General features: G+C 32.9%; 22 protein-coding genes. 2 read left to right on the top strand and 20 right to left on the bottom strand.

Translation table 11 applies throughout. The features are described from left to right. Nucleotides 1-17: 17 nt before the first annotated feature. The 9 genes from N2692_02925 to N2692_02885 are packed head-to-tail and all read right to left on the bottom strand — an operon-like array spanning nucleotide 18 to nucleotide 9,266. Nucleotides 18-626 carry a ribonuclease HII gene (locus N2692_02925; protein MCX8016223.1) on the bottom strand — a complete coding sequence of 203 codons (609 nt, stop codon included), beginning with the start codon at nucleotides 624-626 and terminating at the stop codon, nucleotides 18-20. Beyond that, a complete protein-coding gene (locus N2692_02920; GenBank protein ID MCX8016222.1) occupies nucleotides 601-1,047 on the bottom strand; it encodes a ribonuclease HI family protein in 447 nt (148 codons plus the stop codon). The genes N2692_02925 and N2692_02920 overlap by 26 nt, the downstream gene beginning before the upstream one ends. Before the next feature lies 1 nt (nucleotide 1,048). Further along, nucleotides 1,049-2,773 carry a single-stranded-DNA-specific exonuclease RecJ gene (recJ, locus tag N2692_02915; protein MCX8016221.1) on the bottom strand — a complete coding sequence of 575 codons (1,725 nt, stop codon included), beginning with the start codon at nucleotides 2,771-2,773 and terminating at the stop codon, nucleotides 1,049-1,051. A 4-nt stretch (nucleotides 2,774-2,777) separates the two neighbouring features. Continuing rightward, complete coding sequence (locus N2692_02910) at nucleotides 2,778-3,932, bottom strand: phosphoglycerate kinase (protein MCX8016220.1); 1,155 nt, start codon at nucleotides 3,930-3,932, stop codon at nucleotides 2,778-2,780. A 9-nt stretch (nucleotides 3,933-3,941) separates the two neighbouring features. Then, nucleotides 3,942-4,709 carry an SIMPL domain-containing protein gene (locus N2692_02905; protein ID MCX8016219.1) on the bottom strand — a complete coding sequence of 256 codons (768 nt, stop codon included), beginning with the start codon at nucleotides 4,707-4,709 and terminating at the stop codon, nucleotides 3,942-3,944. Between the two features lie 5 nt (nucleotides 4,710-4,714). Next, on the bottom strand, nucleotides 4,715-5,434 hold the full coding sequence (gene tpiA / locus N2692_02900; protein ID MCX8016218.1) for a triose-phosphate isomerase: 720 nt from the start codon (nucleotides 5,432-5,434) through the stop codon (nucleotides 4,715-4,717). A gap of 57 nt (nucleotides 5,435-5,491) precedes the next feature. Beyond that, nucleotides 5,492-6,442: an FAD-dependent oxidoreductase gene (locus tag N2692_02895; GenBank protein ID MCX8016217.1), complete on the bottom strand. Its 951-nt coding sequence runs from the start codon at nucleotides 6,440-6,442 to the stop codon at nucleotides 5,492-5,494. A 17-nt stretch (nucleotides 6,443-6,459) separates the two neighbouring features. Then, nucleotides 6,460-8,877, bottom strand: coding sequence for a type IV secretory system conjugative DNA transfer family protein (locus tag N2692_02890; GenBank protein MCX8016216.1), 2,418 nt, complete (start codon nucleotides 8,875-8,877; stop codon nucleotides 6,460-6,462). Next, the gene (locus N2692_02885; GenBank protein MCX8016215.1) at nucleotides 8,877-9,266 is read right to left on the bottom strand and encodes a hypothetical protein; all 390 of its coding nucleotides are present in this window, start codon (nucleotides 9,264-9,266) and stop codon (nucleotides 8,877-8,879) included. Before N2692_02885 ends, N2692_02890 begins: the two co-directional genes overlap by 1 nt. 21 nt (nucleotides 9,267-9,287) lie before the next feature. Between N2692_02885 and N2692_02880 the strand changes: the two genes are divergently transcribed. Together N2692_02880 and N2692_02875 are read left to right on the top strand one after the other, a co-directional pair. Then, nucleotides 9,288-10,838 (top strand): glycosyltransferase family 39 protein, encoded by a 1,551-nt coding sequence (locus N2692_02880; GenBank protein ID MCX8016214.1) that lies wholly within the window; start codon nucleotides 9,288-9,290, stop codon nucleotides 10,836-10,838. Nucleotides 10,839-10,895: 57 nt separating this feature from the next. After that, complete coding sequence (locus tag N2692_02875; protein ID MCX8016213.1) at nucleotides 10,896-12,791, top strand: glycosyltransferase family 39 protein; 1,896 nt, start codon at nucleotides 10,896-10,898, stop codon at nucleotides 12,789-12,791. Between the two features lie 250 nt (nucleotides 12,792-13,041). Here N2692_02875 and N2692_02870 read toward each other — a convergent pair whose 3' ends face one another. From N2692_02870 to N2692_02820, 11 genes are all read right to left on the bottom strand, one after another. Further along, the gene (locus N2692_02870) at nucleotides 13,042-13,632 is read right to left on the bottom strand and encodes a nucleoside-diphosphate kinase (GenBank protein ID MCX8016212.1); all 591 of its coding nucleotides are present in this window, start codon (nucleotides 13,630-13,632) and stop codon (nucleotides 13,042-13,044) included. Between the two features lie 14 nt (nucleotides 13,633-13,646). Beyond that, nucleotides 13,647-15,182 carry a hypothetical protein gene (locus N2692_02865; protein ID MCX8016211.1) on the bottom strand — a complete coding sequence of 512 codons (1,536 nt, stop codon included), beginning with the start codon at nucleotides 15,180-15,182 and terminating at the stop codon, nucleotides 13,647-13,649. 33 nt (nucleotides 15,183-15,215) lie between these two features. Next, the gene (locus N2692_02860) at nucleotides 15,216-15,629 is read right to left on the bottom strand and encodes a hypothetical protein (protein ID MCX8016210.1); all 414 of its coding nucleotides are present in this window, start codon (nucleotides 15,627-15,629) and stop codon (nucleotides 15,216-15,218) included. A gap of 1 nt (nucleotide 15,630) precedes the next feature. After that, entirely contained in the window at nucleotides 15,631-16,599 is a 969-nt protein-coding gene (locus N2692_02855; protein MCX8016209.1) for a type II secretion system GspH family protein, read from the bottom strand. 1 nt (nucleotide 16,600) lies between these two features. Beyond that, nucleotides 16,601-17,089: a type II secretion system GspH family protein gene (locus tag N2692_02850; protein MCX8016208.1), complete on the bottom strand. Its 489-nt coding sequence runs from the start codon at nucleotides 17,087-17,089 to the stop codon at nucleotides 16,601-16,603. A 6-nt stretch (nucleotides 17,090-17,095) separates the two neighbouring features. After that, nucleotides 17,096-18,313 (bottom strand): type II secretion system F family protein, encoded by a 1,218-nt coding sequence (locus tag N2692_02845; protein MCX8016207.1) that lies wholly within the window; start codon nucleotides 18,311-18,313, stop codon nucleotides 17,096-17,098. A gap of 16 nt (nucleotides 18,314-18,329) precedes the next feature. Further along, nucleotides 18,330-20,039, bottom strand: coding sequence for a GspE/PulE family protein (locus N2692_02840; GenBank protein MCX8016206.1), 1,710 nt, complete (start codon nucleotides 20,037-20,039; stop codon nucleotides 18,330-18,332). A 14-nt stretch (nucleotides 20,040-20,053) separates the two neighbouring features. Next, on the bottom strand, nucleotides 20,054-20,662 hold the full coding sequence (locus N2692_02835) for a hypothetical protein (protein MCX8016205.1): 609 nt from the start codon (nucleotides 20,660-20,662) through the stop codon (nucleotides 20,054-20,056). Between the two features lie 17 nt (nucleotides 20,663-20,679). Further along, nucleotides 20,680-21,243 carry a type II secretion system GspH family protein gene (locus N2692_02830; protein ID MCX8016204.1) on the bottom strand — a complete coding sequence of 188 codons (564 nt, stop codon included), beginning with the start codon at nucleotides 21,241-21,243 and terminating at the stop codon, nucleotides 20,680-20,682. Between the two features lie 90 nt (nucleotides 21,244-21,333). After that, entirely contained in the window at nucleotides 21,334-21,924 is a 591-nt protein-coding gene (locus N2692_02825) for a type II secretion system GspH family protein (protein MCX8016203.1), read from the bottom strand. 36 nt (nucleotides 21,925-21,960) lie between these two features. Continuing rightward, entirely contained in the window at nucleotides 21,961-22,344 is a 384-nt protein-coding gene (locus tag N2692_02820) for a response regulator (protein ID MCX8016202.1), read from the bottom strand. Nucleotides 22,345-22,527: the final 183 nt, after the last annotated feature.

Here is a 22,527-nt window from a genome sequence, read left to right as displayed (position 1 = left end):
TCCTTTTTCAATTTTAATCAATCTTTATTTTTTGACAATATATTATTTAAAAAACTTTTGCGGTGAATATCACTAATGCCATTTTTTCTTATTAATTCTATATGTTTTTTTGTCCCATAGCCTTTATGATTATCAAATCGATACGCAAATTTTTTTTCTAATTTTATCATATATAAATCGCGTTTTACTTTAGCATAAATAGCTGCGGCTGAAATGAAACAATTTTTTTCGTCTCCTTTTATAATAGTTCGCTGTTTATATATTTTTGGCGCTTTTAATCCCCCATCAAGCAAAACTATTGATGGTTTAATTTTTACCTTTTCACACAATTGTTTGACTCCTTCTTTAATAGCCCAACCCATTCCTTTTTTATCAATTAATTTATTAGAAATAAACACTGTATAAAATTGCCCTTTTAATAATTTAAATTTTTTAAACCAAGTTAATCTTTGCTGAAAAGTTAATTTTTTGGAATCTTTTATATTTCTCAGAAAATTGCGTGTTTCTTTATTATCGCAACATAAAAAACCTCCCAAAACCAAAGGTCCAGCAATTGCTCCTCTGCCCACCTCATCAATAGCCAAAACAATTTTTTCTTTCTTAGAAAAGCGTTGATTCTTTTTCATTTAAAGATTTGTTGACAAGAAAATCTGCCTCTTTATTTTGTTCGCGAGGAATATGTTTAAAAACAACGTTGGGAATATCAAATCGTAAATTCCAAACTTCCATAAATAATAACTGTAGATTTTTTTCTTCAATTTTATATTCACCGCGCAATTGTTTAGCTACTAATTCGGAATCCAATTTAATTTCCACTGTTATATTTTTTAATTTTTCTTTCCCCACCAATTGCTTTATCTTTTTTAAGGCAAAAATCACTGCTTGATATTCTGCTTCATTATTGGTAACAATACCAATCGTTTGCGAATATTGTTTTTTTTCTCTACCAATTCCTTCTATCACTACTCCAATTGCACCCTCGCCAGGATTACCTCGACTTCCACCATCAGTATAAATAATAATTTTTTCTCCAATTATTTTTTTCATATTATTTCTCCTTTAAATCGATTAGTTCTAATTCCAAGTATTTTTGTCCTTGCCATTCATTAATAAATAGACGGAAAAGGATGTCTGCTTTTTTGTTTGGAGTTAAAAATTTTAATTTCTCGGCATTATTAAAACTAATTACATTAAAAATTTTCTTATCTTTTTGGATACTAAATTTTATATGATTTCCATTGCTGCCCACTAAACGCGAATCAACAACTATCACATCTTTCATTAAAAAAACGGGTTCTGGATTATCCCTACCATAAGGTTCAAAACGATAGAAAAAATCCAAAAATTTCTCATCGATTTCTTCTCCGCCAATTTCAGCGTCTATTATTAAGTTTGGTTGAAGGTATTCATCTGGAATTAATTGACCTTCTTCTATTAAAGCTTTTTTTAGTTTTTCTATATTCTCATTTTTAATCGTAAATCCCGCCGCGATTCGATGACCGCCACATTCAATAAATAAATCACGATGGCGGCTCATTAATTCAACAAGATTATAACCATTAATCGAGCGGGCTGAACCGATGCTTATCTCGGGTCCTTTGGAATAAATAAAAACAGGACGATAAAATTCATCTTTAATTTTACCAGCTACTATTCCTACAATTCCTTTTGACCATTTTTCACTACCCAACAACAAAATTTTATCAAGTTTTTCTTCTTTTTTTAATTGTTCTAATGCCTCTTCATAAGCTTCTTGAACTTGGTTTTGACGTTCTAAATTCAAATCATTAACTTTTTGAGCAAAAATCTGAGCTTCGTTTTCATTTTCTGTCATCAATAATTCAAAACTATAATCTGTCTCTTCCAAACCAATATGGTCTACGATATGCTTGACTCTCCCAACGGCATTCAAACGGGGCGCGATAATAAAACCGACATGGTATGGATCTAATTTAGTCTTTAAATTTAATCCACAAATTTCTAATAATTTTCTTAAGCCTATATTTTGAGTTTTAACCAATTGTCTTAATCCTTCAGCAACAAAAATACGATTTTCATCAACAAGCGGCGCAACATCAGCAACGGTCGCAATGGCTACTAAATCTAAAAATTGTCGCGCTAATAATGAACGTAGTGGATGTTTTTCTAATTCTAGAATTAGCATTGATAATTTATAACTCAACGCTGTAGCAACTAAATCTTTAAATGGATATCCATCTTCGGGCTGACAAGGATCAATAATTAAAGCCTTTGGCAATTGGGGCTGTGGTAAATGATGGTCGCAAACAATAACATCCATTCCCAATTTTTTAGCCAAATCAATCTCTTCTACGTCAGTTATTCCACAATCAATGGTAATAATCAATTTATTGCCGCGTTCAGCAATTTTTTGAACATTTTCAGTAGTTAAACCGTATCCTCCTTTATAACGATTGGGGATATATACATCAAAATTGTGAAATTCTAATAATTTAAAGGTTTTGGCCAAAATCACAGTTGAACAAACTCCATCAGTATCATAATCTCCGTAAATAGCTATTTTTTGATTATTTTTTATGTATCCCAAAATTTTTTCTGCTCCCTCTTTCATATTTAGCATTAAAGAGGGGTGGTATAAAGAATAAATGGATGGGTTCAAAAATTTAAATATATCCTCGCGTTTTTTTAAATTTCTATTCCATAATAATTGCAAAATCGGCCGAGGGAAATCCGGCAATAAATTAATAAAATCTTCTGGCATTTTTTCTTTTAATTTCCATGTTTTGTTAGTCATAAATTTATTGTAAAAATTTCAAAGCTGACAATTCATTCGAACTTAAAAAATCAAGCATAGCACCGCCACCAGTTGAAACAAAATGATATTCGTCTAATAAACCCAGTTCTTCAATTGCTGTTAAAGTTTCGCCTCCGCCAACAACAGTAAAATTTTTATTTTTAGCAATGGCTTTGGCTATTTTTTCTGTTCCATCCCGAAATTTTTTATTTTCCCAATAACCCATCGGTCCATTCCATAAAATTGTCTGGGCATTTTTTATAATATTAACAAAGGTTTGAGTTGCCACTGGCCCAATATCAACTATAATATCCTTCTCTTTTATCTCGCCTATTTCTTTTGTTTTACCATTTTTATCGTTAAAATCTGAAGCAACGATTAAATCACCGGGCAGAATTAATTCTGCTTTCTGGGAACCTAAATTTTTTGCCTCCTCAATCATTTTTTCTTCCACTAATGATTTACCAACATTAAATCCCCATGCCTTCCAAAAAGTATTAGCCAAACCACCACCCAAAAGAATATAATCAGCCTTATTCAAAAATGCCTTAATCAATGGTAATTTTGTAGAAATTTTTGCCCCACCTAAAACTATAACAAAAGGACTAACAGCGTCATCTTTTATCTTAGAAAGATTTTCAACTTCTTTCTTCATCAAGAAACCTGCATATGATGGTAGAAATTTGGTGATGGCAGCCACCGAAGCATTCAAACGATGGGATACGCCGAAAGCATCGTTAATATAAATATCTGCCAAATCAGCCAGTTTTTGAGCAAATAATTCGTCATTATTCTCTTCTTCTTTATAAAATCTCAGGTTTTCCAACAAAAAAATTTTTTCTTTGGAATTATTAATTGTATTTTTTATTTCGTTGCCAATACAATCCCCAAGAAAAACTACTCGTTTCTTTAACAATTTTTCTAAATGTTTAGCAATTGGCTCTAAACTTAATTTTTTCTCTTTGCCTTCTGGTCGTCCTAAATGACTAACAATAATTATTTTTTGCGCCGAATATTTTAATAAAAAATTAATTGTCTCTAAACTGGCACGAAGGCGGAAATCGCTGATAATTTTTCCTTTTTCATCTAAATCCACATTATAATCAACACGCAACAATATTTTTTTGTTGCTAACTATATTTGGATTAATAATGTTCATAGGATTTTACTATTTTAATTCGTAAGTCAAAGAAACAAAAACATTAATTTCATTGGTCCCCATTTCAATTGGAGCACTTGGGGCTGCGCCCATTATTTCATCTTTGGCCATTGTCCTTAGAGGAATATAATTGTTGCTATTTTCATTAATATTGATAATTTTCCCCAATTTTACTCCAGCTGCTCTGGCAGTGGCCAATGCTTTATTTTGCGCTTTCACTATAGCCTCTTCTCTTGCCTGTGCTTGATATTCATCAATATTTTCAACAGTAAAAGTAATATTGGAAATTTGATTAGCACCAAAAGCTGTTAAATTTCCTATAATATCCCCCACTTTCGATAAATCACGAATTTTAATTTGAATACTCTGCGTTAAAATGTAGTTAACTAATTTCGGGGGGCAATAAACTGGATATTCGCTAGAACGACACCAGGAATAATCATATTGCGGTTGTAAATTATATTGGGTGGTTTTAATATCTTTTTCGTCAATACCTGATTCTTTTACAAAATTAACCACTCTTTGCATTTTCTGATCATTCTCTAATTGAACAGTTTTAAAATCCTTATTTTGTGTGACAACTGTTGCTTCAATAATTGCTAAATCAGGTTTTACATAAACCTTCCCCTCGCCCGACACTACTAAAGTATTCTGGCTGGTTAAATTTTGCGATCGCAAATAAATAGACCATCCAAAAATCAAACCAACTATTGCTCCTACTAAAAGAAAGGCTGATAAGCTATATTGCCATAAATTATTTGAATTTATTTTGCACATAATTTTTATTTCGAATTTGCTATTTCTAAAATTTTAGCAAATTCTTCTTTATTTAATGAAGCGCCTCCGACTAAAGCGCCATCAATATTTGATTGATTTAAAAAAATTTCTATATTTTGACCATCAACTGAACCGCCGTATAAAACAAGAATATTATTAATACCAAACTCGTCCTTAATAAAATCTTTTATAAATTGATGAATTTCTGATGCTGTTTGTGGATTACAAAATTCCCCCGTCCCAATTGCCCAACGCGGCTCATAAGCAATAATAATTCTATCCGATGCTGCTAATGAAAAAACTGATTTTAATTGTTCTTTTATAATATTTTCTCTTATTTTCAATTCTTCTTTAGTTTCGCCAACACAAAGAATCGGCATTAACTTATTTTCTAAAACCGCTTTCGTTTTTTTAGCAATTAATTCATTGTTTTCTCCCAGACTTCTTCTTTCTGAATGACCTAAAATTACATATCCAACACCCAAATCTTTAAGCATCAACGATGAAATTTCTCCGGTATATGCTCCGCTTTTTTCATAAAAACAATTTTGCGCAGCTACCTCTAATCCTTTTTCTTTGGCTAATTTTAAATAGATGTATGGCGGTGCAACAATTAAATTTACCCTATTAAATTTTTGGATTTCTTCTTGATAAAAATTAAAAATTTCATCAGCTTCCTTCTCGCTTGTTGGATTCATTTTTAAATTAGCAATGATTGTTTTCATTGTTTTTATTATATCACAAAATTTTCCTAATAAAAAGAAATTTCCTCGTTTTTTAAATTAGATGAATTCTTTTGTTTTTGTATTTTGAATTTCGTTATAAATATCAAGCAATGCCCTAACGCCATCTCCTATCGCTACACTAATTTGTTTATAGGGTAAATTGGTAATATCGCCCGCTGCCCAAATTTTAGGATGAGATGTTTTTCCTGACAGTGGCTCAACAATAATTTCCCCCGCCTCATTTAATTTAACAAGGTTTTTTAATAACTCGGAATTTGGCTGCATCCCAATTTGAATAAAAATTCCATCAACATCAATTGTTCTTTCTATACCGCTAGTTTTATCCTTAAATTTAATTCCCTGAACTAATTTATCTCCCAAAATCTCAATAATTTGCGTATTAAAAATAATTTCTACTTTAGCATCGGCTTTAATTCTATCCTGCAATACTGGATCGCCCCTTAAAAATGATTCATCAGTTAATAAATAAATTTTTTTAGCAAAAGGCATCAAATCAATAACGCTCAATAATGCAGAATTACCCCCGCCAATCACCGCGGCATTTTTATTTTTTAAAAGAGGCGCATCACAGGTTGAACAATAAAAAACTCCTCTACCTTCTAATTCTCTTTCTTTCGGAACATTAAGTTTGCGATATCTTCTACCTAAAGCAATAAGTAATTTTTCACCAAAATATGTTGATTGGTCTGTTTTTACCTCAAAAAATTTATCTCTCTCAATAATTTCAATCACCTTATCAATCACAATTTCTAAATCAGAGTGGTAACGCAATTGCTTTTCAAAACGCATAGCCATTTCGATGCCGCTAATCTTTTCAAACCCAACTATATTTTCAATTGTCGCCGCTACTACCGCTTGACCACCAAAATTTTCGGCTATGATTAAAGTATCGATTTTTTTACGCGCCGCATAAACACCAGCTGCTGTCCCCGCTGGTCCCGCGCCTAAAATAATTAATTGATAAATTTTTTTATTTTGTTCTAGCATTATTTCTATTAAATCTTTTATTCAAAAAAATCTATTGATTCTTTTTTTTCTGTTAAATGAGCCGCTATCTCTTGTTCAATTAATGTCCGCGGTCGACCAAAAGTCAATCGTGATAAATCTTTAAGAATTTTAGCGTTTTCTGAATTACCCTTAGGAGGAGGTAAGGTACGCATTGTAAATGGTCTTGTTGGCTTATTATTAACTAGCAATTTTACAATAGCTGTAAAATTATCAAGATTAATCATATCATTTTCATTAAAAACGGGTTCAAATTGCTTTAACAAAAATTCCGCATCTTTCACGCCAACTCGAAAAACTACCATGCTACCAACATTACCAAAAACCGCCTCCCTGATATTATCCTGAAGTTGAGCAATAAATTGATGACTGATTATTAAATTTAAACGATATTTTCGCGCTTCGGATAAAATTGTAGCGATGCTTGGAGTGGTGAAATTTTGAAACTCATCTATGTATAAATAAAAATCTTTTCGCTCGTCTTCTGGCAAATCAACCCTTGAAAAAGCCGCCATTAAAATTTTGCCAACTATCATCAAACCCAAAAGCGAAGCATTAATATCACCTATCTTTCCTTTAGATAAATTGACTAAGAAAATTTTCTGTTCATCCATTATTTGTCGAAAATTAAAGCTCGATTGTTTTTGAGCTATAATTGGACGGACATAATCATTGCTGATAAACGAAGCAAATTTACTTGTGATATAAGGCGTTACATTTTCCAATGATAAATCATGACCTCCTGTAATTTTTAATGCCTGGTTTTCCCAGAAATCAACAATTAAAGGATCGGGGCATTTGGCTAATTTTTGTTTTAAAAATTCTCTGTTAGTAAAGATACGTGGAACATCAATAAGCGTAGGAATTTCTTCGGTATCGCTCATTAATAATCCTAGTGCATTTCTTAAGAAATATTCAAACATTGGACCACCAACTTCACGCAAATTGTACAATTTATCAAAAATATCCAACAATTCATTAATAATAAAAGTTTTTTGTTCTGGTTTGCTAAAATCGTATTCCAACATATTCAATCCCATTGGTCGGTCTAAATCAGAGGGGTCAAAAATAATTACGTCTTTGAAACGCTCCTGAGGAATCAGGCCCAAAATAGCTTCAATTAAATCACCATGGGGGTCAACCACGCAAACGCCCCTCCCTTCTTGAATATCTTGAATGGCCATATTCGTAAGAAAAACTGATTTACCAACACCTGTTTGACCAATGGTATATAAATGTCTTCGACGGTCATTAGGCAAAATTCTCACTGTTCGCGTTTGTCCTTGATAAATTGATTCACCTATAATTAAACCCGTCTCCGGTAATTCTACGGGTGGTGGCGCTTCCCTTGCTTTCACCCATTTAACATTTGGGGCTACATCAACAATTAAAGGAAAATGCCAAAAAGAAATTATTTCTTCTGTGTTTAAATAGATTGCCTCTTTAGGATTAAAAATGCGGAAAGCATAATTAAAAACCATTTTATTCAGCTTGCGCGGCTTAATTGCTTTAAATCGGTTTTTTAAAGGAACATCAAATTGGTCAAAACCAGAAAGCAATGCCTCAAAAGCTTCTTCAGAGCGTTCTTTTGTGGGGCTGGAAACAAATAAGCGCACATTAACCGCACAAAGAGGTTTGCTGATTTTGCTCTCTAATAATTTAACAGCATTTTCATCGATAATTTTTGGTTTTTTCTCCTCTTCTTTTTTTTCAGCAGTAGAAAAAGAAGAAGCAAATTGCTTAGCAACATCTTTAAAAACCGCTTCACCTAATACTTCTTTAAATGTTTGACCTTCTTTTAATGATTTTATGGCTTTAGTAACTTGTTTTTTTAACGAAGAAGATGGGGCTGAAATAACTATTTGCATTGCCATCCCCTCACCCTCTTTTTTCAATTTAAAAGCGTTTAAAATCGGCTGAATGGGGTCTCCTTCTAATTCAGTATAAGTTTTAATTGGTAACATCCAATTTTCAGCTTGAGTTAAATAGGCGCCGATGGTTACGCCTTTCGGATTAAAAATATTATAATCTTTTGTTTTTTCTAAATAAGCTTTTGGATAAAAACTTAAAATGTGTTTTTTCAAAGCTTCTTCTAATTCTTTGGGAACGGCAACATAAAAACCGATTTCTTCTCCAAACTCTGGCAATCCGATTTCTAAAATAAGGGGTTTTTTATAATTAATAAGAATGGTGATTAATTGCTCGGCTACAGCAATTTTTTCTTTGATTGATTGGGTTTTTTCTTTGGAAGATTCTTCTGGTGGAATTTTTAAAAGAAATAAAGAGTATTTAAAAGATTTTTTTATTAAAAGATTTAAAGCGTTCTTTCGAATTAACCAGCTAATAAAAAGAAATAAAAGAAAAACAGCAAATAAAATGCCGCCTATATTAAGAGGATTAAAAAAGAATTCATTCATTAAACTTTCTTTTGTTGAATTAAAATATTTAAAAATTCATCGACCAACGCATCATGCAGAGCATCAATATAATATGGTCCCAGTTTTTGAGCAACCTTTACGGCATCGGCAATGGAATCCCTTAGGGCAATTCTAACTAGTCCTTCAATTTTTTCGGCCTCTGGTAAATTTTTTATCTCCGCTAATTTTAATTCCGTGCTTTCTTCTTGCTGTTTTTGGGGAGTTGCTACAATAGTGGATTGTTGAATCGTTTCCCCAACCACCTCCCGCAAAACATCTTTTTTTTGCGATAAATCCAAATTTTCTCGTGTTTTTTCTTCTATTTGTTTAGAAAGTTTCTCTATTTGCTCGATATTAAAATTTTGTTTTTCAATTTGGAAGTCGCTCATATTAATATTATAATAATATTAATGGAGAAAAAAACGATACTTTATTTATTAATCATTTTAATTATAGCAGGTTTTTTCCGTCTTGCCAATTTAAAAACCATCCCTCCTGGTTTATATCCTGACGAAGCAATGAATGGCAATAATGCTTTGTTTGCATTAGAAAATAAAGATTTTAAGCTTTATTATCCAGAAAATAACGGCCGCGAGGGTCTTTTTATAAATATTCAGGCATTTTTTCTAAAATTATTCTTAAAATTTTATTCTTCTCCCGAAGCATGGATGCTAAGAATTGTCAGTGCCATTTTCGGCATTTTAACAGTTTTTGGATTATTCCTTCTCGCAAAAGAACTATTTAATGAAAAAATTGCGTTATTATCCTCCCTATTTCTTGCTTTTAATTTTTGGCATGTTAACTTTTCCCGTATTGGTTTTCGAGCAATTATGGTGCCGTTTCTCTTGGTGTGGAGTTTATATTTTTTAATTGTGGGAATGAAAAAAATAAAAATCGTACCTATTATTGTTTCTGGTATTATTTTTGGTTTGGGTTTTCACACTTATATTGCTTTTAGAATGGCTCCTTTTATTGCTTTAATCATTCTATTTTTTCAATTTGTTTCTTACCGCAAGAATAATCAATTAAAAAATTTTTGGAAACTAGTTACAATCTGGATTATTTTTGTTGTGTTAGCTGCTCTACCAATGATAATATATTTTTTAAATCATCCCCAAGATTTTATGGGGCGCGCTACCCAAGTTTCTATTTTTGAAAAACCTAATCCTCTATGGGAATTTTTAAAAAGTTTTATCAAAACATTAACAATGTTCAATTTTGTAGGCGATGGCAACTGGCGACATAATTTACCTCATAAACCTCAATTAGATTTTATTCTTGGATTTTTCTTTTTGGTTGGCATCTATACAATTATTAAAGAAATAATTAATAAAAAACTTGAATTGGATAATATTTTAATAATAAGTTGGTTTTTACTAATGAGTTTGCCAGCGGCCTTTACCTACGAAGGCATTCCGCACGCCCTTAGATCAATAGGGATGATTCCGCCGACGTTAATATTGAGCGGTTTGGGCGCTTATTCATTTTATGAATTTATTAAAAAACAATTTTCTTTGAATAAAACTATTTGGATTTTATTATTTTTGATTGCCTTAAGTTTAATTATCAATTATCGAGCTTATTTTCTTGTTTGGGCTAAAAATTATAATGCTTTTTATGCTTTTAACGGTAATTATTATGAAATCGGCAAATATCTTAATCAATTACCAAAAGAAAGTCTAAAAATAGTTTTAGTCAATGCTGGGGGTGTTTTAGTCAATAATATTCCCATGCCCGCTCAAACTGTAATGTTTTTAACCAATACTTATTCTATAAAAAATCAAAATGAAAAAAATATTATTTATCTTTTACCCAATCAATTAAATTTATTACACCAGTTTTCATCTTTCATTCTTGTCCCACTTGAAAAAGATGAAAAAATAAAAAATGCAATTTTACAACAATTCCCTTCTCTTTCTTTCTATGATTATCCTTATTTTTGGATTTTTCAGTCGCAATAATTATAAAAATTTATGATTCAAATTCTATTTTCTTTTTTTAAAAAACTCGCCAGTAAAATGTTTATTAAAACAATCATTATCTCCGTTTTAATTATTGCTGGTTGTTTAATGTTTTATTCCTCATTGCAAGAATCAGCCACGATGGACGAGTTGGCACATATTCCTGCTGGTTATGCCTATCTGAAATTTGGTGACAATCGATTAAATCCAGAACATCCTCCTCTATTAAAAGATTTATCTGCTATTCCCCTTCTTTTCTTAAAATTAAACTTTCCTTTGCAATCTGAATATTGGCAGAATTATGTAAATGGCCAATGGGATGTTGGTCGAGTTTTTCTGTATGAAAGCGGGAATAATGCCGATAAAATTATTCAATTTGCAAGAATTTTTCCAATATTACTAACATTGCTTACCGCCTTTTTACTCTATTTGTTGGCTAAAAAGCTTTTTGGTCCTTATTGGGCACTTTTACCTTTTATTATATTCTCTTTTTCCCCCATTGTTTTGGCTCACGGACATTATGTCACTACTGATTTAGCGGCTACCTTTGGTACTATTCTAATTTTTCTCTTTGTTATTCCGAAAATTACCCAACCAACACCAAAAAATCTTATTATAGCAGGAATTTTTCTTGGTATTGCGCAATTATGTAAATATTCACTATTAATTTTCTATCCACTTTTAATTTTTTATATTATCCTTTGGCAAATTCTCCAAATTATCCAACAAAAAAGAAATGGCATTATTGTATCTCCCTTAAAAGAAATTCTTAAATCGCTAGTAAATTTAATAATTGTTTTTGTTATTTCTTTTGCTTTAATTTATCTTGTTTACATCCCCCAAAACATTAATTATCCTCAAACAAAGCAAATAAGTGATACGAGGGAAATTTTAACTTCTTTTGCTGGTGGTCCGGATCCGGAACTAAAAACTTGTTATACATGGACAGGCTCGATTGTGCGCCAATTTCGTTGTTTCGCTGAAATTAATATTCTTTTAACACAAAACAAAATTCTAAAACCTTTTGCTCAATATCTTTTAGGAGCATTGATGGTTTTTCAAAGATCTTCTGGTGGCAACACTGGTTATTTTTTGGGAATGGTCTCGGCTGGTGGTTGGCACTATTATTTCCCCGTTGTTTTCCTTATCAAAGAACCTATTCCATCGCTTATCATTATCTTCTTCGCTGTTTTTTTGGCAATAAAATCTTTTATCCTTGCTGCTATCACAAATATTAAAAATAAAAAGTGGTGGAGCGCTTTAATTCATTGGCTGAATCAAAATTTTCTAATTTTCACCCTTTTAGTTTTCGCGATTATTTATTGGACTAGCTCCATTGTCAGCCCATTAAACATCGGCTATCGTCATTTAATGATTTCTTTGCCATCAATTTTTCTTCTCTCAACTTATCAAATTAAAAAATGGTGGTGGAAAAAAGAATCGCCCCAACAAAATATATTAATAAATTTGCTCCTTTCTTTTAGAAATATAAAGAATATAGTTTTAAAAAGCATATTTATAATTGTTTTATTGTTGTGGTATGTAATTGAAACTCTGATTGTTTCTCCTCATTTCATTGCTTATTTTAATGAATTTGTAGGTGGCCCGAACAATGGTTATAAATTTGTTGTTGATTCAAATCTTGATTGGGGCCAGGATTTAAAACGATTGGCAAAATTTGTTGAAAAGAATGGAATTGAAAAAATAAAGGTTGATTATTTTGGTGGTGGTTCACCAGCGTATTATCTTAAAGATAAATATGAACCATACTGGTCTGCCAAAGGCCAGCCAGAGGTTGGTTCTTGGTTAGCCGTTTCATTAACCCTTCTCCAAACCGCTCACGGACAACCAGTTCCGGGTTTTGAAAGAAAACCCGAAGATTCTTATTCTTGGCTAAAAGACAAGACGCCCACCGCAAAAATTGGCTATTCAATTGTTATTTTTAAATTTTAATTTGACAAGTTATTATTTTGTAGAAAAATTTAATCTACTTGTGGATAAATAAATTAGGGATTTTTTAAATTTGCTATAATAATATTAGACTCTGCTTTATAAGATTCCGGGTCAAATCGTTATACCAAGGGAGATCAATAGCGTTCCAAGCCGTGGTTTGGAATTGAGATCACCCACCTGTTTTTTAGCCGGGATATCTTAAAAGCAGAGTCGCCAAAAAAGTCCACCAGTTGCGGTGGACTTTTTTATTTTAAAACATTATATCTTCCTCGGCTCTCTTATAAGAACATAGTTCTTCTGGAGCAAACCAAAATTCAATTTCATGTGCCGCTTCTTTTTCAGTTTCAGATGCATGCACTAAATTATGTATTGCTCTTTTATCCCGATTAGCCAAAACAGCAGAATCAACGGAAAAATCACCTCGAATCGTACCCATTTCAGCTAAAGCGGGGATACTATTCCCCACCATCTTTCTTACCATATCAACAGCATGAATCCCCTCCACTATCATTTTTACCATCGGTCCTGATGTCATATAATCCATTAACCAGCCACGGACAATTTCTCCAATTTTTTTTGGATCAGTTGTCCCTATCTCTTCTTCGGCATTGTAACCATATTTTTCATAAGTAGCTAAAGTTTTTTCTCCTAATCTTTTAATCCACGCCTCATCTTTTGGATAGTGTTCGTCAATTTGTTCTTTAGTTGCCCACATCATTTTTAAAGCAACTATTTTTAATCCTCTTTGTTCAATGCGAGAAATAATTTCACCAACCAATCCTCGTTTTACGCCATCAGGTTTTATCAAAACAAAAGTCCTTTCTTCCTTAGGATTTTTCATCATATTTTTTAATTTTATAATTTAATTTTACCCTTAAGATTGAACTCGACCCGATCTTTTTGTTTTAAAATTGACTGCAAAGGAATATCAAGATCAATAAAATGCCCGCTTTCAGCCAACTGATCCCTGAATTTAATCATTGATGCTTGATCATTGGAATTTCCATTATAAGAAAAAGTGATTTCTGGACCAGGAATAATCCATGACCTTGTAGAAATGTTATTAGTTTTGGCGGCTGTATAAAAAATTTCAAAAATCTGAGACCAATCTTTAATATAGTTTTTGGCCTCCAAAGCTTTTCTAATAGCTGAATTAAACTCATCTGCCTTTTGATTTATTTCTTGCAATTGAGCGGGATTGAAATTACTAGAAATCATTTCTCTGTCAGCCAATGCTGTTTTTTTGGAATACAGGAGGAAGATATTAAAACCTATTGTAACAACAAGAACTATTAATAAAACCTCTGTAATTGCTTTCAACCAGAAATTAATGAAATTAATAGCGCGGCTAATTCGATATTCCTGTTCTGTCCCAATAGCCATCAAACTGACGCTTACATCATCTGCTCGTGGGATAAGCCCCCTCAAACCCGCACCCAAAGATATTAAATAGGCCGGACTAGCGATTTTGATTTTTTCAATTGAATTTTCTACAGCTAAGTTAAATCTGCTCTCAATTATTGATTTTAATTGGTCAAAATAAATCGGCGTTAATAAGACAACTTTTTCGATTGGTTCCTGAAAGCGAGTAAAATAAAAGGTTATAACTTTTTGTAATAAATCGGAGAATATTTTTATAAAATTTTCTTGAGTTAAAATTAAATCTTGCCCTTCTCCCCCACCCAAAGAATGAAGCGCGTCTTTCCATGTCTGATAAAAAGTAAATTCCAACCCTTTTTTATTACCGATAATGAATTCCAAACCATTACTATTTAAATAAGCTCCTAGATAATTTTTCTCTTCGCGTTCAAAAACATTATAATGAGAAAAAGTTCGCCACAAACTCAAAGCGCTAAATTCAGTTGCTAATGGAATAATTTTAACTTCATTCAAAACAGCCACATAAGGATCAATGATTCTTTTTTCGGCAAAAACAGAAAAAACTCTTAATTTAAAAGAGTCTGATTTAATTGGCTTCTCCATTATTTCCCAATCGGAATAAACTTTATCAAAAGGAATTGGAGAAAGCATCTTCATATTAAGCTCCACCGCCGACATAATGGATTTATAATCAACAGTTGGCAAATCAAAAATTTTATTATAAACAATATTGCTTGGTAAAGTTAAAATTACATAAAGATGTTTGATTTTTCTAATTGGTGGTTGATGACGAAGGGTTAAAAGAATTTTTCTAAGAACTTCGGGGTTTTTCAAAACTCCTTCCACAATCACCCCTTCTTCAATTTCTGCTTCATAATTAAAAATGATTTTATTTGTATCGTGTGGGTCAAATAAAAAGAAATGGAGAAAAGAATCGGTTATTTCCAAGCCGCCAATATATTCTTTTGCTAACAAATATTTAGTTATCTTAGAATTTTTTAATAAATTCATAAAAAATGTTTATTATTAATATTTAATCTTAATTTAAATCTCTTGTAAAGAGACGAGAAATATTTCGGCAGCATCAGGGTCAATACTAACTATTGCTCTTAATTTTTTTTGACGATTAAAAACAGAAGCGGTTACAGTAATTTGAGAATTATATTGAGCAGGGACATCTTTTTCTACCTCAACAACAGCATTACAACGACCAATGGTAAAATTATAGCCTTCAGTAGAATAAAAATCTTTATTTCTAATTAAACGCAAAAGCGCATCATCAATTCCCGATTTGGCGCAAGAGTAAGCCTCCTGAAGCAGTCGAGAACTATAACTGGCGGAATTTGCCATATACATTACAAAAGTCAACGCAATTCCAACTTCGGCGATAATAATACTCGTAACAAGAACTGTTGGCAGCAAAGAAAATCCCTTTTGTTGTAAAAATTTATTTCTCATATTAGGGCGAGTATGTTATCATAACTCGATAAACAGTTGGACTGCTGCTATAATCTGAAGTGGGATCTAAATAAATTTTATAACGAAAATAGCGATGATTATTGTGGTATTGCAAAGAAATCGGAATGAATTGATCTGGACCAGCTGCCTCATAATACGTAGCAGAAGTACCATCGGGACCAATAAAATTCCATGTTGTAGTTGAATTAGAGCTGGCAAACTGCAATCTAACACGAGCGCTTGTTGGCAATCCCCCCTTCCATTTGATGGCATTAAACGCAACACCATTGGGCCGACCAGTATCAAAAATTACAGAAGTAAAGGAGCCGCCACCTGTGGTGGGATTCAAACTCAAAACACCATTTTGAATTACAAGATTTCCAGAAGTTGTCGCATAATACCCTACAGCATTACTATAAACACCACCGCTATCCGTTAGCGAGGAATTCCAAGCGCGATCAGAAAAAGACGCAGAAGTTGTGCGCATAATATATTCGCTTATCGAAAGTGAATTGCTGGGCGCCCAATTAACTACAACTGTTATTTTTTGTGTTGAAGGATCTTCGCTACCACCCGATGAAACAATATTTTGCTGTGAATCTCTATTAACATTTTCGATGTAGAAATAATATCCATATTCTATTCCTTCAATAGTTGTTGAAACTGAACCATTTTGAATTATCCAATTTGAAATATAATAGCGATTGCTTGGTCCTTTATTGCCCGGACAACTTCCACTTGGCGGACAATACAAAAGCAACCAATTGCTTTCACTCATCATTTTTATCTCTTCAAGCGCTCTTTGAATAATATAGGTGGCTTTTGTGTTTTCCCGAATTTTATTGCTTGTTGAAACAGAAGTCCCCGTACTTAAAGCAATGCCGCCAATAATTATACCGGCCAGAACTACTGCCACCAAAATTTCTGCCAACATCTGCCCTTTTTGATCTTTAACATTAAATTTAAACATATTAATAATTGACTAATCCGCGTGAATTTACTTGGATATCGCCAAAAAATGATTGATTAGTTCTAGATTGAATTCTAATGGTAGAAGTGGCAACAACACTCCCGCTACCTTTGACAAAAATGATATCGGTCGTTGAACCAACCGCGGGAATAGCTAACTGTGTTTTTTTTGATAAAAATCGCGTTTCCACTATAGAAGTACTACTAAAACTTAATCCCTTAAAGGAATAGTAAACATCATCACCCGAGACATTGTTGACAAATCTTACACCCCAAGAAGAATCATCTTCGCCAGCAATCGCTCTATCGCGCACACTCCTTAAATAGGTGGCTATTTTTTCAACCTCCAAATTAACTGCCATTTTTTCTCTGGTACCAGTTAAATTGGTAAAGCCAATAACAGAAACAATGGCAATAATAGTCAAGGAAATTAGTAATTCCACCAGCGTAAAACCCCATTGTTGATAATTATTTCTATAGAAATTTTTCATAAATTTTTAAACACCACCCAATTGAGTTGTAAATTGATAAACCGGTAAAATAACCGCCAAAGCAATACCACCCACCACCAAACCAATAATTACAAGCATTAATGGTTCAAAAATAGAAACTAAAGATTTCACTGCTGCATCAATTTCGCTATCGTAAAACTCGGACAAAGTATGTAAAACTTCTTCGGTATGACCAGCTTTTTCGCCAATAGAAATTAGGGTTCTGATAGTTTGAGGAAATGCTTCTTCTCTCCTAAAAGCATCGCCCAGTGTCACTCCCTTAACAACACCTTCGTGAGCAATACGCAATAAGGCCTGCCTCATCTCTTCATTGCCAACTGTTGTCGCTGTAATTTCTAAATTCTCCAAAATAGGCAAACCAGCGCGCATTAAAGCCCCAAAAGTAACAGCAAATCGTTGATAAGACATTTTGTACAAGATATTATTAACTAATGGTATTTTAAAAGCCAAACGCTGAAACAATCTTCTGCCCACCAAACTAAATTTATAAAACATAATGATTCCCACTAGCAATAAAATTAAAAATCCAAGAATATATAATCCATAATCTGAAAGAAAGAAAGAAACATTAAAAATCAATTGTGTAATAGGGGGCATTTTCATTTCATTACCCTGAAAAAGAGTTGCCATTTTTGGAATAGCAAAAGTAACAAGCAATGCTACTATACCAATAGAAGCCACCACTAACAAAATGGGATAAATGAGCGCCGACTTTATTCTTTGGCCTAAATCTCTTTGTTTTTCTAGAGATTCGCTCAACTCTTCAAAAACTTTTTCCAAATTACCAGAAGCTTCGCCGGCGCGAATTAAATTGGTAAAAACAGGAGAGAAAATTTTTGGATATTTTGCGAAGGTAGAATAAAAAGGTTGTCCTTTTGACAAATTTTCACGAATTTCAATCAATAAAGAACGAACGCTTGGTTTTTCAAAGTCAGCAATTAAAATATCAATGGCTTTAAAAATATCAGTGCCAACTTTTAACATTAGGGCCAAATAACGCGTAAGAAAAATTTGATCGGTGATATTTATAGGAGAACCCAAAAGAGAGGCTCTCAACTTTGTCTTTGTCGCCACTAATTCTAAATTAATGGGGTTTAAATTTTTACCTTTAAGAAATTCTAAAACCGCATTTTCATTAATAAAATCGCCTTCCCCTTCAATTATTTTTCCCTCGGAATCTGAGGCGCGATATCTAAATAGCATATATTTATATTTTAACCTATTCTCTAATAACTCTCAAGACTTCCTCAACAGTTGTCATTCCTAATTGCGCCTTTCGGATACCATCCTCAAGCATAGTTATCATTCCTCTTTCTTTTGCTAATTTTCGCAAAGTATCCAGCTCAAAATCAGGCTTTGTGATTAAACGCCGCATATCCTCATCAAGATTCAACGCCTCAAAAATAGCTAATTGCCCTCGATAGCCCGTATAATTACAAATTTGGCAGCCCGCCCCGCGATACAAAATTTTTGGTAATTCTATATTTTCGTTGGGCGTACCTTTAAATTGCATTCTCAATGATTCTAAAAATTCCTCATCTGGCTGATAAGATTCAATGCAATCCCTACAAATTCTTCTAACCAAACGCTGAGCAATAACCGTGTTTAAAACCGCGGCTACCAAAAACGGAGGGATTTTCATATCAATCAAACGCGGTACAGCTGTTGGCGCATCATTTGTATGCAAAGAAGAAAGAACTAAATGACCAGTTAAAGCAGAATGTACGGCAATCTCTGCAGTTTCTTCATCGCGAATTTCACCAATCATTATAATGTTAGGATCCTGACGCAAAATCGCTCTTAATCCAGTGGCAAAAGTGATGCCTGCTTGTGGATTAATCTGAGTTTGATTGACATAACGTATGTCATACTCGATAGGATCTTCAATAGTAACAATATTCACTTCTGGTTTGTTTAACATATTTAGGATGGAATACAAGGTGGTTGTTTTACCAGAGCCCGTCGGACCAGTTACCAAAATCATTCCAAAAGTTTTTTTAATGCTTTCTTCAATCAATTTAGCCGTATCATCAAGCATTCCTAATTCTCTTAAACTCATCGGCTTCGCTGTGGCCCGCAACAAACGCATTTCTACTTTTTCGCCATAAAAAGTCGGCATAATGGCAACACGAATATCCATCGCCTCGCCCAATGCTTCATACCGCAAACGACCGTCTTGGGGTTTGCGATGTTCATCAATTTTCAAACCCGCCAATAATTTAATTCTCGCCACAATTGCTGGATGTACTTCTTTAGGAATTCTCATCATTTCATGAAGCACTCCATCAATACGAAATCGCACCAAAACACCATCTTTTAAAACTTCAATGTGAATATCAGAAGCATTTAAAGAAATGGCATATGCCAAAATGCCGTCAACAATATTAATAATCGGCAATTCCTCAGCCACTTCCTTCTCGCCCATCATTTTCAAGCGGGCGGTCGCCTTAATATTTTCCTCAATTAATTGTCTAAAATCTTCAACAACTTCTTTGCCATACAAAGAATAAACATAATTCAAATCCTTATCAGTGGTAAGAAAAACTTTAATTGGCGCATTAAGATATTTTTCCAAGAAATTAATCGTTTCCAAATCGCCCGGATCCTCCATGCCAACATAAATGACGCCATTTTTATCTTGGTCAAAAACTACTGCGCGCCGCATTCGAGCAATTTCTTCGGGTATCATTGATAAAAGAGATTTTTTTATTAATCTACCACGAAGTTTAATAACAGGCGTTTTAAAATAATCAGCATAAAGCTGCAAGGCATAATCCTCAGTAATGAATCCGCGAGAAATTAAAATATCAATAATATCCTGCCCCGCTCTTTTACTTTCCTCAATAATCGATTGAAAAGCATCAGCTGGTACTAAGCCGCTATTCACCAAAAGCTCTTTTATTTTTTCTATCGGCAAACGCAAAGCCATATTTTTTTAATTAATTAAAATCTAATACTATTTATAAAATCATTGAGCCAATTGATTGGTAAATTAATTTTCTGCAAAAAGAAAACAAGAATAGCGAGTGGCAACCATAAATAATAAAGTGGCAATCGTTCGTTAAATTGAATTTTTTTAAAAACAAGTTGCAATAAATAAAGAATGATGGCAATAATCAAAATGAGAAAAATATAAACAAACCACATTGGATGCCCTAAAAACATTATAGCATAAAATAACATCCATGACTCCTCTTTTTCAAAAAATCTTTCACCAGCTAAACGGTTAATAAACTTAGCCGCTAAAAAGAAAAACAAACCAACTAAAATTGGAAAAATCACAGGCAAGATAAAACGATAGTCAATATAATGAAGGAAGAACTCTGTTATTTTTTGATAGGGCGGAAGTAAATAAACTGTAATTTCTGAATTTTTAAATACTAAAAATTGCCCAATTACTTTTATGGCTAATTCGGCAATTTTTAATATTAAAAGTAAAATTACAGCCGGCTTGATTAGCTGCTGGATTTTTTTAAACCCAATAACCAAACCGGCTGTAAGAATGAAATAAATAAATATAGCTTGATTTACCACCAAATTTATCAATTCCATAAAATCATCTATTAAAACTACATTAGAGTTAAATCAGATCCAACTTCATATAAATCTGCATCATCTCCTCCATCGGTGCTTTCTACATTGCCTGATCCACCATTAGCATAATAGGTTGACTCCATATTACAAAGCAACTCATACGTGGTTGAACTTGTGTTAGTTTTGTAATAATAAACATAGGAGGTCGTCGCTGACGTAGTAGTAACATTTCGTGGATCAAGAGGTAAAGAAGAAAGTGGTGAACCAGATGAAATAGAAGTAAAATTAATGGGTATCCAACCGGTTCCCGTAACATTTTGATTAGTAGAAGCAGTGACACTAGAGCATGTGATCCCCGATGAAGTTGCTCCGGCTTGACTAGCATAACAAACTCCGGGACTGCCCATACTCGGTGAACCAACATCGGTGATATATAAATTGATCGCCGTTCTCAAAGCGTCTAAATCAGCAATTCTTTTAGTATCGCGAGTTTTCTTTAACATTTCAGCGGGGTTAAGAGTAACAACAATAACACTCATCAACACCGCTAAAATAGCGATAACAACCAATAATTCAATCAATGTAAAACCTTTTTTCATAAAATTTATTTTATTTTTTTGTTTTATTTTTTTATTTTTACGACCTTTTTAAAATTCGACCTTATTTAAATTATTATAAATCATTAAAAATTAATTTAAAATAGACAGTTCCGAACCAATTTCATACCAACCAGATTGTGTTCCACCATCATTACTCATTACACTGTTATTGGCAGTGGCTTCTAGTTTTGCATTTAATTCATATGTGGTTAAACTGCTTGAGGCACAAAAAATATAGTAGTAAGAAGAATTATTAGCGGGATCGATTGGCAAAGAAGAAAGGGGGGTGCCCATCGTGACAGAGTTTAAAGCTACTGGAATCCAACCATTGCCGGTGATATTGCGGTAATTGGCCGTGGCAGTACAATAACAACTTTTTCCTCCACAATATGTTTGAGAACAAGTACCACCAGAACCTGGAATTGAAACATAAGCATAATCATCTGCTGTGCTGCCAAAAACATTTTCGCTTAAATACACATTTAGTGCTGTTCTTAGTGCGGCTAAATCAGCTATCCTTCTTGAATCACGGGATTTTTTTAACATTTCACTTGGATTTAATGTAATCACAATTACACTCATCAATACTGCCAAAATCGCAATAACTATTAATAATTCAATCAATGTAAAACCTTTTTTATTTTTTATAGTATTTTGCGGTTGATTTTTTAAAAAAAACATAATTCGTTTTTTTGCGAATAAATAAATTATAACAAATTATTTCTTTTTTAAAAATTCTTTGATTTTCAAAATTAAATCGTCAATAGAGATTTTGGCTTTAACAAAATACTCGACCGCTCCTAATTCTTTGCCTTTTTGAATGTCAGCGGTTTGGCCTAAATTAGAAATGATAATTACCGGTTTATTCCTTAAACTGGGATTTTTTGAAATATTTTCCAAAACTTCAAAGCCGCTTTTTTTAGGCAAAATTAAATCTAATAAAATTAAGTCGGGTTCAACTTCATTAAGTTTTTTAATAGCATCGTCTCCATCAACAGCTGAAATAACCTCCATTTGCTCTTTCTGGAGTCGTAGTTTTAAAAGATTGGCTAAAAATGGGTCGTCTTCAATTACTAAAATTTTTGTGGTCATTTCAGCCATTAATTATATTATAACCTAAATAAATATTTTTTAACAAATAAGTTGTGGATATCTTGGAAAGAATCAATATAAAGAAAAAACCGCTGACTAGAAGCGGCTTTTAAAATATCCGAAAAAATAAATTTCTTTTCCATTGTTTCGTGCCGCCCACGCTCTTTAAAAAATAGCGACCGACCTAAGGAC

It is taken from the genome of Patescibacteria group bacterium (genome assembly GCA_026415775.1).
Classification (GTDB): Bacteria; Patescibacteriota; Minisyncoccia; order UBA6257; family JAAZHW01; genus SKW32.
This window is presented reverse-complemented; position numbering and strand designations above follow the sequence as displayed.